The organism is Limnohabitans sp. (assembly GCF_034680285.1).
In the GTDB taxonomy this organism is placed as follows: domain Bacteria; phylum Pseudomonadota; class Gammaproteobacteria; order Burkholderiales; family Burkholderiaceae_C; genus Limnohabitans_A.
The window spans coordinates 48029-63034 of record NZ_JAXITC010000016.1 but is presented as its reverse complement, the minus strand read 5'-3'; the positions used below and the strand labels follow the sequence as shown (position 1 = coordinate 63034).

The following is a 15006-nucleotide window of genomic DNA, read 5'->3' as shown; positions in this document are numbered from 1 at the left end:
GATGCTGCCACAGTGTTAGGGCTTGAACGCCTGCGCCACCTCGGTGATCGCCTCCAAAGGTGGTTTGCCCACCAAAGCGGCCAAGCGCAAACGCGCCATCAAATACAAATAACGCGCTTGCACCAAATCGCGTTTAACCTGCGCCAGCTGTTGCTCAGCATTGAGCACATCCAGCATCGTCCGCACCCCGGCGAGTTTGGACTTGTTTGTCGACATCACCAACTGCTCGGCGGAGCGCACGGCCTGCTCCAGCGCACGCACCTTCAAGACGCCCTCGGTCACGCCCCGGTACTCCTTGTGCACGCGCAAATTCAGATCTCGCCGCGTGACCTCCAACGCTTCTTCAAAACGGGTCTTGTCGGCCACTGCCTGACGCACCTGCGAGCTCACATAGCCGCCTTGGTAAATTGGCACCACCAACTGGATGCCCACCGACTTGGTCACGAAGCGGGAATTCTGGCGCGTCACGTTCTCGTTGCCGCTGTCGCTCCACTGCGCAATGCCATCGAGCACCGGCGCATGGGCAGATTTCGCTTTGGAAATTTCTTTCTCTGCCGCAGCCAGTCGCGCTTGCAAAGCCAAGACCTCTGGGCCATCCGACTGCGCTTGGGCCAACCAAGCCTCCAGCGGCGGCAGCTCTGCTGGCAGATTGGCAAAACCCGTCAAATTCAAGGCCGACATGGCGCTGACGGGTTGGTTCACCAAAATCTCCAGCTGCCTGCGCGTGAAGTCCTTGTTTTGCCTTGCTTCCAGCTCGGCTGCCAAAGACATGTCCAAACGGGCTTGGGCGTCGTCAATGTCGGTGCGTGTACCCGTGCCGGCCTTCAGGGCTTTTTGGGTGGCGTCCACCAAGGCGGTGTACTGCTGCTTTTGCGCCAACACCAACTTCAGCTGGTCTTCGGTCAACAAAGCCTCCATATAGGCGCCGCCCACCCGCACGATCAGTTCTTGCAAATCACGCTGGTGCGTGGCTTCGGCATCGGCCACTTGGTCTTTGGCCTGCTCGTACTGAAAGTAACGCTGCAAACTGAACAAGGGCTGGCGCAGCGACACCGTGTTGCCAAAGCTCTTGTAGTTGCTGTTGGTCGTGGTGTCCTGACCCAAAAAGTTGGGCGTGGTGGTGTCCACATCGTTGGTGTTGCGGCTGAAATTGGCCTGCACCGTGGGCAGCAACTGCGCACGCGCCTGGGGCAAACGCTCACGCCCAACGGCCAAAGTGGCCCGCGAAGCACGGATCGTCGCGTCCTGGTCCAAGGCCAGTTGGTAGGCCTCAAGCAGGTTCATGCTGTGGGCCGACACAGCAGTCAGTCCGGTCACCAAACCAGTGACAAGGCAAGTGGCCAAAGCCAGGCCTGTTTTGCGAAAGCGGGACTTCATCACTCTTCCTTCATCGAGCCAGCCATGCGCTTGGTCAGCGGGCTGAGCAAATACGTCAACATCGAGCGCTCACCCGTCTTGATCACCACCTCGGCTGGCATACCTGCCTGCATTTGGCGCGACCCCAAGGTCTTCAAACCTTCAGGCGTCACTTCCAGTCGTGCCAAAAAGTAAGCGATTTGGGGGTTCTGAGGGTCGGTCAACAAATCACCCGACACCGACAACACCTTGCCCTGCACCACCAACTGGGGCGAGTGCGCAAACGCGTTGAAGCGAATGTCGGCCTGCAGTCCTGCATGCACCTTGTCGATCAAGTGCGGTGCAATGCGCGTCTCCAGCAACAGTTCCTGCTTCTCCGGCACGATTTCCATCAAGCGCTGACCCGGTTGCACCACTGCACCCACCGACTGCACCGACAGGCCCACCACCTGACCGGCAGCCAGAGAGCGGATGTCCACGCGCTGCAAATCGGCTTTTTGGGCGGCAAATTTCTCGGCATCGGCTTGCACCTCGCGCGACACATCGGCCATCTGCGACTCCACCTCTTTGCGGTACTCGGCATGGCGCGACAGCGAACGCTGCGTGGTCTCGGCAATGGCGCGTGTCGCGCGGATCGTGCCGCCCGTCAGATCGGCCATGCTCGCCTGCACATCGGCCACCATGCGCTCCAACTCCATCTGACGGTTGCGCGGCGCATAACCGTCTTTCACCAAATCACGGATATTGCTCAGCTCTTCCTTCAGCAGTGTCAATTGTTGTTGGCGCTGGGCCAGCACGTTTTGAGCGGCGTCACGTTGCGCCTTCATGCCTTCGATCGACTCTTGGAACACCTGGAGGTCAGACTTCAAAGCCTGACGGCGCGAGTCGAACAACTGGCGCTGGTTGTTCACCTGCTGGGCCATGAACGGGTCGGCCGCGGCTGCGTCCAACACTTCTTTCTGGAACACCACGCTAGCGGCTCCGGTTTGCTCGGCCTTCAAGCGGCTTTGCATCGCGCTCAAGCCCAAATAACGCTGACGAATCGACTCAAAGTTCGCCTTGGTCACTGCCTCGTCCAAGCGCATCAAAACTTGGCCTTCTTTGACCACATCGCCCTCGCGTACCAGCACCTCTTTGACGATACCGCCCGTCAAATGCTGAATGGTCTTGCGCTTGGTATCAATCGTCACCATGCCTTGTGTGGGCACACCTTCGTCGAGGGGGGCCAACGCCGCCCACAACAAAAAGCCACCAAAGCCCAGGCCCAAGACCCACAAGGCTTTTCGGGCAATGCCGCGCGTGTCCGCGGAAGCCAACAAGGCCCCCTCGTCACCACCGGCTTTGACGCGAGCGTCTTCCACATTCGATTGACTCACTGCAGACATTTTTTGGTTTGACATTTCAGTCCTCCATCCGTTGTTTCAAGCCACAGCCTTAAGCTGCTGGCAAAGCTGCAGCTGCAGCGCTTTCTTTTTGTTTCTTCAAGGCTTCCAACACGCCATCTCTCGGGCCACTGGCCACCAATTTGCCGTCTTGCAAAATCACCAAACGATCGGCCACCTGGATCACGCCGGGACGGTGGCTGATCAGCACCACCGTCTTGCCCTGCGCCTTGATCAGCTGCACCGCCTTCATCAAAGCGGCCTCGCCCTCGTCGTCCAAGTTGGCATTGGGTTCGTCCAGCACCACCAGCATGGGCTTGCCATACAAAGCCCGTGCCAAACCAATGCGCTGACGTTGCCCGCCCGATAAGAACGAACCGCCCTGCCCCACCCGAGAGTCATAACCCTGGGGGAACCGCAAAATCATCTGATGCAAACCCGCCGCCTCAGCCGCTTCGATCACTTGCTCCGAATTCACCTCGCCAATGCGGGCGATGTTCTCGGCAATCGTGCCGTCAAACAGTTCAATGTCTTGGGGCAAATAACCCACATGCACACCCAAGCTCTCGCGCGTCCACTGCTCGATGGGTTGCTCGTCCAGCAAAATGCGGCCCTCGTAGCCAGGCCAGATGCCCAACATGCTGCGGGCCAAAGTGGACTTGCCACAACCCGAAGGCCCCAACACCACCGTCACCGTGCCCGGCAAAGCCATGAAGCTCACGCCGTCCAACACCGGCTTCTCGCGTCCGGCCACCTTCACCACCAACTGCTCAATCTTCAGGTTGCCCAAGGGCGCTTGGGTCATGGTTTTTTCGCGGCCCGCGTGCTGGAAACCCAACAACTTTTGCAAACGCCCATAAGCGTCTTTGCTCGTCAAAAATTGCGGCCAAGTGCCCACCAGCAAGTCAATGGGGGCCAATGCACGGCCCATCAACACGTTGCCCGCGATCATGGCGCCGGGGCTGATCTCGCCCACGGTTACCAACCACGCACCCACGGCCAAACTCATGGACTGCTGGGCATAACGCACAAACTTGCTGACCGCCGACACCGTGCCGGTTTTGTTTTGCGAAGTGCCCGACATCATCAAAGCCTTGTGCTGCTTGGCCTTCCAGCGCTGGTACAAACTGCCCTGCATGCCCATGGCGCTCAACACCTCCACGTTGCGCAACTTCGACTGCAAAAAGTTTTGGGCATCGGCCTGCGCCAGCGCCGTGACCGACTGCGCTTTTTGTGTGGCCGCATGGCCTTGCCAAGCAATCAAACCCTGCACCACCGCAAACAATGTGGCCACCACACCCAGCCAAGGGTGCAGCATGAACAACACAGCCAGGTAAATCGGAATCCAAGGTACATCAAAGAAGGCAAACACGCCATTGCCCGTCATGAACTGGCGCAGCACAGTCAAGTCGCCAAAGGCTTTGGAGGGCGCGGTTTCCGCGGGGTTCAGGTACGACAAAAAGCTCGCCTTGAACACCCGCTGGCTCAGTGCCTGGTCGAGCTTGACGCCCGTGCGCACCAACAAAATGGAACGCGCCCACTCGGCAAACGCCATCACGCCAAACAAAAACAAAGCCAGCAAAGACACCACGATCAGCGTCATGTAGCTTTGGCTCATCAACACGCGGTCGAACACCTGCAACATGTAGATCGTGGGCGTCAACATCAACAGGTTCACCACCATGCTGAAGATGCCCACCACCAGAAACTCACGGCGGAACGACCACAGCACTTCAGACAAGCCGCGCAATCCAACAGAATTTTTTTGGTTCATGATTTATCCCTCACGCGCTTGGCGAAACAGGTGCCACCGCTGGGGCCGCCGCCGGCGCCACTTGCGCCGCGGCAGGCATCAGCTTTTGCAACACCTCGGCCGTCGGGCCATACAGCTGCTGCGCCCCATCGCGCAAGACCAACAAACGGTCGGTGACCGACAACACACTGGTGCGGTGCGTGATCACCACAAACGTGGTGCCACGCGACTTCATAGTCTGAATGGCCTGCGACAAAGCCGCGTCGCCCGCCTCGTCCAGGCTCGAGTTGGGTTCATCCAGCACCACCAACACCGGGTTGCCATAAAGCGCCCGCGCCAAAGCCACACGCTGCCTCTGCCCGCCTGACAACACCCCGCCATCACGGCCCACAGGTGTTTCGTAACCCTGCGGCAAAGACATCACAAAATCGTGCAAGCCCACCAAACGGGTGGCTTCTTCCACGCGGCCCATGTCCACCTCGCCAAAGCGCCCAATGTTCTCGGCCAGCGTGCCCTCGATCAACTCAACGCCCTGCGGCAAGTAACCCAAATGCGGACCCAACTCCTCTTTGTCCCAGATGTGCATGTCAGCCCCATCCAACCGGACTTTGCCCGCCAGCGGCGTCCACACGCCCACCAACAAACGCGCCAAAGATGTTTTGCCCGAAGCCGAAGGCCCCACCACGCCCAACACGCAACCAGGCGGCAAACCAAACTGCACGCCGCGCAACACCGGCTGCTGCGAACCGGGTGGCGCGGCCACCAAACCGTCCACCACCAGCTCACCCTTGGGCGCAGGCAGGGCCATGTTGTCGGTACGGGCCGGAATCTGCGCCAGCATGTTGTCCAAGCGCGACCATGCGGCCAGCACACTCACGACTGCACTCCACTGCTGCACCACCTGGGTCAAGGGCGCCAACAAGCGACCCACCAGTACCGAGCCGATGATCAGCATGGCATCGCCGCCATTGAGCTTGCCTTCCAGCAACATCCAGGCACCCAGGCCCAACATGACCGAGCCCATCAACTGCTGCAGCAACTTGGACACCGCGTTCAAGCCGCCCGCCCGCTCAGAAGCCTGCGCCTGGAATGCCAAAAACGCGTCTTGCTTTTTTTGCCACTGCGCCAGCACGGCGGGCATCATGCCCATCGACTCCATCACCTGCGTGTTGCGCAGCGACGCGTCAGCGTACACCTGCGCCTCTTGCGAGCGGCGCTGCGCCTCCAGCAAGGGCTTACGTGACGACTGTTGAATCATCCAAGCCACCAAAGTCTGCGCCAAAGCACCCACCACGCCCGCCCAACCCAACAAAGGATTGATCAAGAACAGCAAGAACACCGCCACCAGCGCCACCGGCACCTCAAACATCGCGCTCAAGGCCGGGTTGTTAAAAAACTCGCGCACCGTTCTGAAATCGTTTTGCACCTGCATGGCCGCGCCGCCCATTTGCTTTTTCAGCAAACCGTCGAACATCGCGCCATAAATCCGGTCCGACAGTTTCATCTCGAACTGAATGCCCACGCTCCAAAGCAAGCGCGAGCGGATCTTCTCTAAAAGCTCCATGACCGCGTAAGCGCCAAAAGTGACCACCGTCAGCATCACCAAGGTGTTCACGCTTCGGCTGTTGACCACCCGGCCGTAGACCTCCAGCATGTACACCGTGGAGGTGAAGCCCAGCAGAGCCACCACCACACTCATGACAATGGCCGAACGCCAGGCCGGCTTGAAATCGAGCAACGCCAAGCGCAACTCGGACACAGAAGAATCCAGCTTCATGTTGGGGCAACCTCTACAGACACATATTCAGGAATGGAAGACTCGGGGGCTGCCGCAGCATCGCCCAAAGCTTCATCGGACACATCACCGTCTGCGCCTTCAGCCCCATCGGGTGAATCGGCAGACATCAGGAAAAAAGACAACTCGAACGTCTTGTCCAAACGCTCGTTCAGCACAATCTCGCGCAGCTTGACCTGCTCAAACAAAGCCAGCTTGTCGCCGTCCAGCTGCAGCTCAAAGCGCATGCGCCCGTCCATGGTGAACAGCGACAACTGACCCGGCTTGATGCTCAGGGTGTGGCGGTCAAAGTAAACGGGGCAACTGTCTGCAAACTTGAGCAGGGGCAGCGGCTTGCCCGGCAAGCGCGACACGTTGTAAGGGCTGGCCGCAGCCTGGTAAATCAGGCGCGACATTTTGGACACCGCGTAAATGGCGTTGCACACCATCTGCGAGCCCAACTCCGGGAACTTGGCCCGCAAGCTGCGGTAATGCAAATGGTGCAGTGCCACCCGGTTCCAGACCCGTGACTGCTGCACCTGCGGCGCCAGCTCGTTGCACACCCGCGCAAACACCGCCCGCAGCTCGCACAAGCGTGCGTGCTGCTCGGGTGAAGTGTTCAGGGGTACGCGGATCAAAAAATTCATATAGGAGAGTATACACAACTCCTATATGAAGTTTCCTCCGTCACGGAGTAACAGTGATCGCCACAGTTGAAGCGGGGCTATTCACCTTGCCATCAGACACCATCAAGGTGGCCACATACACACCCACCACATTCGGCGTGAAGGTCGATTTGGCCGCATTGAGCGGGTCCACCGTCAATGTCGCGGTGTTGCCTGTTGGCACCGTGGTCAATGTCCAGGTGTAGGTCAAGCGGTCAAAGTTGGCATCGGTGCTGCCCGTTCCATCCAAGGTGACCAATTTGTCTGCCGTAAAGGCGGCCAAACTCACGGTACTCCTGGACGCCGCCGCCACCGCTATTGGGGCCAAATTGGCCACCGCCGCCGTCACCCGCACCGTCGACAACGCCTGGCTGTCGGCCTTGAGATCGTTGACGATCAAGCTCGCCACGTAGTCACCGCTCACATCGGCAACAAACGTGGGCTGGGAAGGCACCGTCAAAAGCAAAGCCGCCGCGCTGCCTGAGGGCCTGCTGAGCGTCCATCGGTAAGTCAGCGCATCGCCATTCGCGTCGGTACTGCCCAAACCGTTCAGCGTCACGGTTGAGCCTGTGATCACATTTTGGTCAGGACCTGCGTTGGCCACAGGGGGCGCATTGACCTTAGAAACGGTCACTGTCACAAAATCTGGTGCGCTGTTCAAGCTGCCATCCCTGACCACCAAACTTACAACATATGCGCCATCGATTACCGGCGTGAACTTGGGCTTGGCAGAGGTAGCCGAGTCAAAAGTCACGTTGCTACCTGCGGGTTGAGACACCCAGGCCCAGGTATGCGTCAACACATCCCGGTTCGGGTCTGTGCTGGCAGAACCGTCCAAAGTAACGGGCGTGTTGATCGTGACACTCTGGTCAACACCCGCATTGGCCGCAGGGGCCAGGTTTTCCGGGCTGGCCGTGACCGTCACCACCTCTCTTGGACTGCTCAAATGGCCGTCTGAGACCACCAAGCCAAAAACGTAAGCGCCCGACAAGGTCGGCGTGAAGGTGGGCTTCACCGCAGTCGCGTTTTCTTCCTTTGCTTCATTCAGCGACAGCCTGAAACCCGTAGGCGCAGAAACCACGGACCACAGGTATTTCAACTTGTCGTTGTTGGCATCGCTGCTGGCGGTGCCATTCAAGGTCACCTCCTTGCCCGTGACCACCGTTTGGTTGCTGCCTGCGTTGGCCACAGGTGCCACATTGGCACCGCCGCCCGACGCGCCACCCGATGCACCGCTGGAAGAACCACCCGAGGAACCACAAGCCAGCACACCATAAGGGCAATCACTGCCCCCACCACCACAAGCCATCAACAAAGACACGCCGCCCAGGGCCACAAAATATTGAAACAGCTTCATGGCATACCCGCATAGTTACAAGATGGAAACACGACCTGCAGCTCTTGCGGGTACTGCAAGCCGCGGGCGGTTGCCACATCGACCCCAGCGCCCACCACGCCGCCCAAAAGCACATTGCCGGCCATCGCTTGCTGCACCGTCGGCCACACACGCAAAGTGTGCGAATCGACAAACACCGACTTGCACGTCACCCGCAAAGCCGTCAAATCACGCTGCACAGTCACTTGGCCAGGCGCAAAAAAGCGCGTACGGCCCCGGCCGTTTTCGGCCACACACTGGGCCGGCATGCTGCGGCCGTAGCAAACGGCTTGCACCGAGACGGTCTGCTTGCCCTCACCAATGAAGCTCGCGCACCCTGTCGTCAGCAACAGCATTATTGTAGAAACGACGATTTTGAACATGCACGACCACCCATTGAGACAACTCGACCTGTGTGAATCGGCACAGCGGCGCACAACTTGAGGCCGCCAATGCGTGCGCGAAGAAGCTGGTTGACCCTGTGGGAGCCCCGCCCTCGGGGCGAAGGGATTCTAAAATTGGGATCTGACCCCAATTCCGTTCAAAGCATCGAGCGCCTGAGCTTTGCGAACCGCCAAGTCGCGCTCGACCTGAACGGCAACGCCGGCTCGGTCGCCCGCGTCATTGGCGCCGTGTTTGGCGAAGCCACTGTGCTCGCGAGGCCCGACTACGTGGGCATCGGCCTGTATTACATGGACACCCTGGGCTACAGCGCCCTCAAACTCGCAGGCCTGGCCCTGGGGGCCAAACTGGGCCCCACGCCCACCCCGCAGCAAGTGGTCGACCTGCTCTACACCAACGTCATGCACCAAGCGCCCAGCTCGGCCGAGCGCGACGCCTTTGTGAACTTGCTCACCACTGGCACCCACAACAACACCAGCCTCACCGACTTGGCGGCGCGGGCCCCACAAAACGAAGCCAACATCCAGCTCACAGGGTTGAGCAACACGGGCATCGACTACATCACTTACACCGGATAACTCGACCAAGAAAAAACAAAGAAACAAGAGTTAACAATTAATTTAGATAAAGCACCATTTGGTGAATAAACTCGGATCTCCAACAACCCAGGAGATTCCCGAATGACCACACGCGCCAACCTCGCCAAATACGGCGTCACGCTGACCCAGGCACACGACTTCATCAAAGCCAACCTCGGCTCACCCGCCACCATCTACCAAGTGGCCAAACAATATGGCGTGGACAGCCAAATGCTGGCCGACATCATGTCGATTGACTACACGGGTCTGAGCGCCGACACCGTGGAAGCATTTTTTCAGAACCAAGGCCTCGCAGGTGCCGCACTGCACAACGCCAACACGGGCACACCGACCAACCTGCAACTGCTGAAAGACAAATTCACCGGCCTGAGCGGCCTGGTGAGCTTCAACCAACACACAGGCGACCTGTCCAACGAAGCGCTGCGCGCCAACGTGGCGGCCAAAACCGGTCTGGACAACTACAAATTCGCATTTGCCCCGTTCAACTACCAAGGCAACGCAGACGGTACTTTCAGCGCCACCGACTTGGGCGTCACGGGACTGAGCAGCTTCAAGGCCACCTGGGAAAACATGGAGTCAGTCTGCATGGGCACCGCCATCTCAATGCTTGAAGCCATTGACCAGACCGAGATGGCCAATGTCAAAACCTTCATCGCCACGCACAAAGACCTGCTGGACAAAGACGACGATGCAACGCTGACCCAGCTTCGCACCAAAGTCATTGACATGTTCAACACGCCGGTCACCAACAACAACCCGTACTACACACACGCAGAAATGGTGGATGCGCTCACCAGCGCGAGCACGCAAGCTGTCACGCTGATTGGCCAGAACGCCGAAAGCGACTTTATTGGCGTCTTACTCGGTCAAATCGTCGGCGCCTGACGGCAGCCCACCAGACAGGAGCCACCATGCCCGTCACCACCACCCAAAAACAACAACTGACCGCCGCCGCCATCGCCATGTTTGGCGTGCCCATGGGCGGCTACGCCAGTTGGCTGCAAGACCAACTGCAGGCCGCCAACGGCAACCTGCAAACCGTGCTCGACCAACTGGCCGCGATCGACTACTTCAAAACCACCTACTCCGGTGACCACGCCACCGTGGCCACCAAACTGGCCGCCACCTACGGCTTCACCTCGGTCAACGGGGGGCTGGGCCAAGGCGTCAAAGCCTTCTTCCAGAGCAACCTCGACGCAGGCGCCTCGGTGGCCTCGCTCATCAAGGCCGCCAACGACTTTTTGCTCAACACCACCGACCCCACCTACGCCGACGCCCACAACCTGCTGGTCAACAAAGTGACCGTGGCCAGCTTTTACACCGACACCCTGCAAGGCAAAAGCCAAGACCTGGGCATACTGGCCCAAGTGCTCAGCGGCGTCAGCAGCAGCACCGACAGCGTGACCAGCGCCCAGCAAAAACTGCTGCTCTCACTCGAAAGCACAGGCCTGTACAACACCAACATCAAAACACTCACCGCAGCAGCGGACAACCACACCGCCACCGCCACCAACGACACCATGGACGGCTTGGGTGGCGACGACAGCATCTCGGGCGGCAACGGCTCGGACCACCTGATCGGCGGCGCGGGCAACGACCGCCTGTACGGCGATCGCGGCGCGGACTGGCTCGAAGGCGGTGTAGGCAACGACATCCTCGAAGGCGGCAGCTACTCTGACGGCAGCTTCGTCAACGGCATCTACATCACCACCTATGAAGCCAGCACCAACGTGCTGCAAGGCGGCGACGGCGCAGACATCCTCACGGGCGGCTACGGCTCTGATGTACTCGACGGCGGCACTGGCGCCGACACGATCATTGGCGACGCATTCACCATTTACAAAGTGGGCATGAGCCCTGAACAACTGGCAGGCCTGCTGAACGACACCATTTATGGCGGTGATGGTGCAGACATCATCGATGGCGGTGACGGCCAAGACTGGATCGACGCGGGCACCGGGGCTGACAGGGTCAATATGCCCACAGGCGGCGGCTACGCCAACGGCGGCGAAGGCAACGACTACCTGGTGGGTAACGAAGGCAGCGACACCCTGGTGGGCGGCGCAGGCAACGACGAATTCAACTACACCAACGCCGGCACGGGCAGTGACCTGCTGGACGGTGGCGATGGCGACGACCTCATCACCACTGGCAGCAGCAAAAACAGCACCGTCACCGTGTTGGCCGGCACAGGCAACGACCGAGTCGTGCTGATTTCGGTGGACGGCAAAGCCACGGTGAGCCTGGGCGAAGGCGCAGACAATGTCGAACTGGGCAAAGGCTTGTACACCCTGGACCTGAGCGAAACCACCCCCATGACCGACACGGTGAACGTGGGCGGCATCTATGCCGGCCAAACCGACACCACCACGATCTCCACCGCCAAAGGCTTCAACGTAGCGACCGACCGGCTGGACGTGGGGCGCTTCAACCTCTGGGGCGGCAACAGTTACAGCAGCGTGTAGACTGGCTACGACCAATTCTCCAGTGGCCTGGTGACCGCCAAATACGTGCAAACCATCGGCTCGGCGGCCACCGCGTTTCAGGGGCCAACGGGCGTTTCCATCTCTTATGTGAACGGCCAACCCGTCTACAACCCCGACTACGCAGGCAAAGGCATCTTCGTCATCACAGGTGCCAGCGCATCGGCCGCTGACAGCACCACCGTGGCGCAGTTCCTCAACCCCTATGGCAACAACGCCACCTACGCGGCCGGGTCGAGCTACTACTTTGTGGTCGACGTGGCGGGCCAAGGCGCGGCGCTGTATTTGTTCAAAGACGACAGCAACGGCGACAGCAACATCGTGGCGGACGAGCTGACGCCCCTTGTACTGCTCAGCGGCTTCAACGCCGCCGACTTGAACTACACCAACTTCATCTGACCCACCGGGCGCAGCGCAGCGCCCCCTGAGCACGCCACCGCAAGGTGGCGTGCTTTTTTAAGCGCCCAATGAAAAAACCCCGCCCCCTTGTGAGGGGCGGGGTTGGAAGGTTTTCACCTCAAACCCCGGCCTTGCGGCGGGGGCTCTTTTCTGGAATTACACCAAGAAGAAGCTGTCTGTACCAACGACTTCCGTCAAGTTGGTCACGCCGCTCACACCAGTCAACTTAACGAGCACATCATTTGCAGAAACATCGACAATACCGACAACGTGAGCTGCATCACCTTGCGCGAACACGTATGTATCACCCAGGTATTGGAAAGCCACTGTTTCGCCTTTTACGTCTGCAAAGTCGTCAGCGATCACCAGAGCGGCAGCCAATGTGGCAGGACCGGCACCGGTAAATGTGAGCACACCGTTCGACAAAGTAGCCGCCAATGCACTCAAGCTTGCATTGGCAACAGCTTCGTTGGTAGCGCCACCCACATCCACGGTCAACTTGTCAGCGGCAGCACTGCTCACAGACACAGCAGCCGTCTTGGCAAAGCCAGTGATGCTTTCGGCACCTGTGGTATTGGACGCAGCCGTTGCTGTGATCACATCGGTGCCAGAACCCAGCTTGATCATGCCGCCATCTTTCAAATTGGCCAGCGATGCGGTCAAACCGCCCGTGGCAGCAGATGCGTCAACCGAAGCCAGTTTGGCAGCAGTTGCCACGGACAATGTCAAAGCTTGTGCACCCGTCACGGTCACGGCAGTCAATGCACCGCCGACTGCTGTGTCTGTCACGTTCAAAACGTTTTTAGCGTTGGCACCACCAGACACCACAGCCAATGTCGTTGCTGCTTTGGTTGACAGCGTGATTGTGGAGACGTTGTCTGTTACTGGAGCTTCATCACCTTGCGATCCGGCCACGTTAGCGTAAGCGGCATCGAATGTTGCCGTGACGGCAGTTGCATTGTCAGCAACAACCGACATAGCAACCGTGTCATCACCTGCAGCTTCCGCGGCCTGATCTGCATCCAGCGTGACTGTCAGGGCGCCTGCAGTCTTCTGTGTCAGGGTCAAGGCATTCACTGCGAGCATGTCTTTCGTTGCGCGGAAGTTAACACCGGCACCTACGTTCAACAAGTTGACCGCAGCACCCAGTGCGCCCGAAGCCACGATTTCAGCGACGGTGTTTTGAGTATTCAGGATGTCGAGGTCCAGAGCGGCGGCCATGGCTTTGACGTCATAAACATCAAAGTTCTTGAATGCTGCCACGTTGGAAGAACCCACCAAGCTCAAGAGCAAGGTATCCGAACCGTCACCAGCATCGATCGTGTCGGTTGCAGCGATAGGTGTTTGCGAAGTGAAAGAGTCAGAGCCATCGCCAAGATTGACAGTCAGCACGCTGGTACCACGGGCTGTGATGGACACGGTGTCGTTACCCGCGCCAGTGTTCACGGTGGTTTTGCCATCGCCGGTCACGTTCACGGTCACTTTGTCGTCGCCATCATTGGTGGTCACGGTGGCGTTGACAGTCTCATCAGCAGCAGTTGCAAGGACATCCTTGGCTGTCACTGTCACAACAGTCACATCATCTTTACCGCTGCCGGTCGTGATGGTTGTCACTGTTGTTTCAGCATCGTTGTACTTGATTGCGCCAGTGCTGGCGCTGGCATCGATGGTGGCCAGCTTTTTAGTGCCAGCACCGTCTGTGATGCGCAGATCGGTGGCCGCAGTGGTGTTCACCGCCAGAGATTGCACGTCTTTACCAACCGTCACTGCCACGATGGTGTTGGCCACGGCACCGCTGACGTCTGTATCGACCACAGTGCCAGAAACTTTGACACTGTTCAAAGTGCCTGTGTTTGTGGCTACAACGTTCAAGGTAGAACCTTCGGCAACCTTGTCAAACGCGACGGTAGCAGTGGCGGCAGCGTCGGCTGGGGCAACGTTAAACGTTTCTGCGGCTGCGATGTTCTTGTAACCGGCAGTGGTAGTTGCCGCCACTTTGGTGATGTTGTTTTGCTTGACCGATTGCCAAATTTGCTGAGCCTCAGCGCCCAAAGCAGAGGCGTCGACAGTACTTGCAGTAGCGGCGGCTGTGTTGTTGATGTTGATGATCTCGATGTTCTTGATGGTGCCTTGGATCACGTTGTTGTAATCGTCTGGAGCACCACCAGAAGCTTTAACTTCGATGTTCAGGGTGTCAGTGCCGTCACCGCCGTCCAGTGCATCCACGGAGTGCAGGGTTGTGGTGTCAGCGCCTGTGATGCTGTTGAAGGCATAAGCGTTGAATGTGTCAGCTGCTGTGCCGCCAGTGAATGTGTCCAAGCCTTGGGTCAGGTTGAAGGTTTGGCTTTGACTGGTGACAGAACCAAAAGCTGGGTTTCCAGTGCCCGAGTAAGCAGCCGCTGAAGTCACTTTGCCATTCCAAGCGGTTGCGGCAGCGCCGTAAGTGGGGTCAGAGGCCAAGCTGGCGAACCGGTTCAAGATGTCAGCAATCACTGCACCGCGTTCGTTCGCAGGCGCGGCATTCAAACGTGCAGTGACGTAGTTGGTGCCTTCTGACAGCGCTGCGCCTGTCAAACCCAAGTTGGCCGCAAACATGGCAGCCACGGAGGCTGTTGTCGAACCGCCGTAGCTGGCTGCGTAGTAGTTGTTCAAAGCTTTGTCCAAGCCGCCTGCGGCTTGGATGTCGCTGGTGACCTGTGCCATGGTCACTGTGCCGATTTGGACGCCGTACATTGCGCCAGCAAAAGCTTGCACTTGGTTTGCATTGGTTGGGATAGCCATTTTTGATTTCCTTAAAGGTTAGAAAAAACTGATTTCT

The 15006-nt window shown here is 58.7% G+C and carries 12 protein-coding genes; 4 read left to right on the top strand and 8 right to left on the bottom strand.

The window, feature by feature from the left end; genetic code table 11:
• Positions 1-15 precede the first annotated feature (15 nt).
• From SWE17_RS13185 to SWE17_RS13155, 7 genes are read right to left on the bottom strand one after another with little or no spacing between them, the layout of a single operon-like run.
• Complete coding sequence (locus SWE17_RS13185; RefSeq protein WP_322993551.1) at positions 16-1377, bottom strand: TolC family outer membrane protein; 1362 nt, start codon at positions 1375-1377, stop codon at positions 16-18.
• The gene (locus SWE17_RS13180) at positions 1377-2756 is read right to left on the bottom strand and encodes an HlyD family type I secretion periplasmic adaptor subunit (RefSeq protein ID WP_322993550.1); all 1380 of its coding nucleotides are present in this window, start codon (positions 2754-2756) and stop codon (positions 1377-1379) included. Before SWE17_RS13180 ends, SWE17_RS13185 begins: the two co-directional genes overlap by 1 nt.
• Before the next feature lie 34 nt (positions 2757-2790).
• Positions 2791-4512 (bottom strand): type I secretion system permease/ATPase, encoded by a 1722-nt coding sequence (locus SWE17_RS13175; protein WP_322993549.1) that lies wholly within the window; start codon positions 4510-4512, stop codon positions 2791-2793.
• A 10-nt stretch (positions 4513-4522) separates the two neighbouring features.
• Positions 4523-6268 carry a type I secretion system permease/ATPase gene (locus SWE17_RS13170; protein ID WP_322993548.1) on the bottom strand — a complete coding sequence of 582 codons (1746 nt, stop codon included), beginning with the start codon at positions 6266-6268 and terminating at the stop codon, positions 4523-4525.
• Entirely contained in the window at positions 6265-6912 is a 648-nt protein-coding gene (locus SWE17_RS13165; RefSeq protein WP_322993547.1) for a hypothetical protein, read from the bottom strand. The genes SWE17_RS13170 and SWE17_RS13165 overlap by 4 nt, the downstream gene beginning before the upstream one ends.
• A 40-nt stretch (positions 6913-6952) precedes the next feature.
• Positions 6953-8287: a PKD domain-containing protein gene (locus tag SWE17_RS13160; protein WP_322993546.1), complete on the bottom strand. Its 1335-nt coding sequence runs from the start codon at positions 8285-8287 to the stop codon at positions 6953-6955.
• Positions 8284-8661: a hypothetical protein gene (locus SWE17_RS13155; protein WP_322993545.1), complete on the bottom strand. Its 378-nt coding sequence runs from the start codon at positions 8659-8661 to the stop codon at positions 8284-8286. Before SWE17_RS13155 ends, SWE17_RS13160 begins: the two co-directional genes overlap by 4 nt.
• Positions 8662-8823: 162 nt before the next feature.
• Between SWE17_RS13155 and SWE17_RS13150 the strand changes: the two genes are divergently transcribed.
• From SWE17_RS13150 to SWE17_RS13135, 4 genes are all read left to right on the top strand, one after another.
• Complete coding sequence (locus SWE17_RS13150; protein ID WP_322993544.1) at positions 8824-9285, top strand: hypothetical protein; 462 nt, start codon at positions 8824-8826, stop codon at positions 9283-9285.
• Positions 9286-9387: 102 nt separating this feature from the next.
• Positions 9388-10191: a hypothetical protein gene (locus SWE17_RS13145; RefSeq protein ID WP_322993543.1), complete on the top strand. Its 804-nt coding sequence runs from the start codon at positions 9388-9390 to the stop codon at positions 10189-10191.
• Between the two features lie 26 nt (positions 10192-10217).
• On the top strand, positions 10218-11771 hold the full coding sequence (locus tag SWE17_RS13140; protein ID WP_322993542.1) for a calcium-binding protein: 1554 nt from the start codon (positions 10218-10220) through the stop codon (positions 11769-11771).
• A gap of 30 nt (positions 11772-11801) precedes the next feature.
• Positions 11802-12188, top strand: a complete 387-nt coding sequence (locus tag SWE17_RS13135; protein ID WP_322993541.1) for a hypothetical protein — start codon at positions 11802-11804, stop codon at positions 12186-12188.
• A gap of 156 nt (positions 12189-12344) precedes the next feature.
• Here SWE17_RS13135 and SWE17_RS13130 read toward each other — a convergent pair whose 3' ends face one another.
• Positions 12345-14969, bottom strand: a complete 2625-nt coding sequence (locus SWE17_RS13130) for a hypothetical protein (protein ID WP_322993540.1) — start codon at positions 14967-14969, stop codon at positions 12345-12347.
• Positions 14970-15006: the final 37 nt, after the last annotated feature.

What these genes read in the sequence shown, in the direction of transcription:
- SWE17_RS13140 (WP_322993542.1), top strand. Translation starts at nt 10,218, where the DNA reads ATGCCCGTCACCACCACCCAAAAACAACAACTGACCGCCGCCGCCATC.
- SWE17_RS13145 (WP_322993543.1), top strand. Translation starts at nt 9,388, where the DNA reads ATGACCACACGCGCCAACCTCGCCAAATACGGCGTCACGCTGACCCAG.
- SWE17_RS13185 (WP_322993551.1), bottom strand. Translation starts at nt 1,377, where the DNA reads ATGAAGTCCCGCTTTCGCAAAACAGGCCTGGCTTTGGCCACTTGCCTT.
- SWE17_RS13170 (WP_322993548.1), bottom strand. Translation starts at nt 6,268, where the DNA reads ATGAAGCTGGATTCTTCTGTGTCCGAGTTGCGCTTGGCGTTGCTCGAT.
- SWE17_RS13155 (WP_322993545.1), bottom strand. Translation starts at nt 8,661, where the DNA reads ATGCTGTTGCTGACGACAGGGTGCGCGAGCTTCATTGGTGAGGGCAAG.
- SWE17_RS13130 (WP_322993540.1), bottom strand. Translation starts at nt 14,969, where the DNA reads ATGGCTATCCCAACCAATGCAAACCAAGTGCAAGCTTTTGCTGGCGCA.
- SWE17_RS13175 (WP_322993549.1), bottom strand. Translation starts at nt 4,512, where the DNA reads ATGAACCAAAAAAATTCTGTTGGATTGCGCGGCTTGTCTGAAGTGCTG.
- SWE17_RS13180 (WP_322993550.1), bottom strand. Translation starts at nt 2,756, where the DNA reads ATGTCAAACCAAAAAATGTCTGCAGTGAGTCAATCGAATGTGGAAGAC.
- SWE17_RS13165 (WP_322993547.1), bottom strand. Translation starts at nt 6,912, where the DNA reads ATGAATTTTTTGATCCGCGTACCCCTGAACACTTCACCCGAGCAGCAC.
- SWE17_RS13160 (WP_322993546.1), bottom strand. Translation starts at nt 8,287, where the DNA reads ATGAAGCTGTTTCAATATTTTGTGGCCCTGGGCGGCGTGTCTTTGTTG.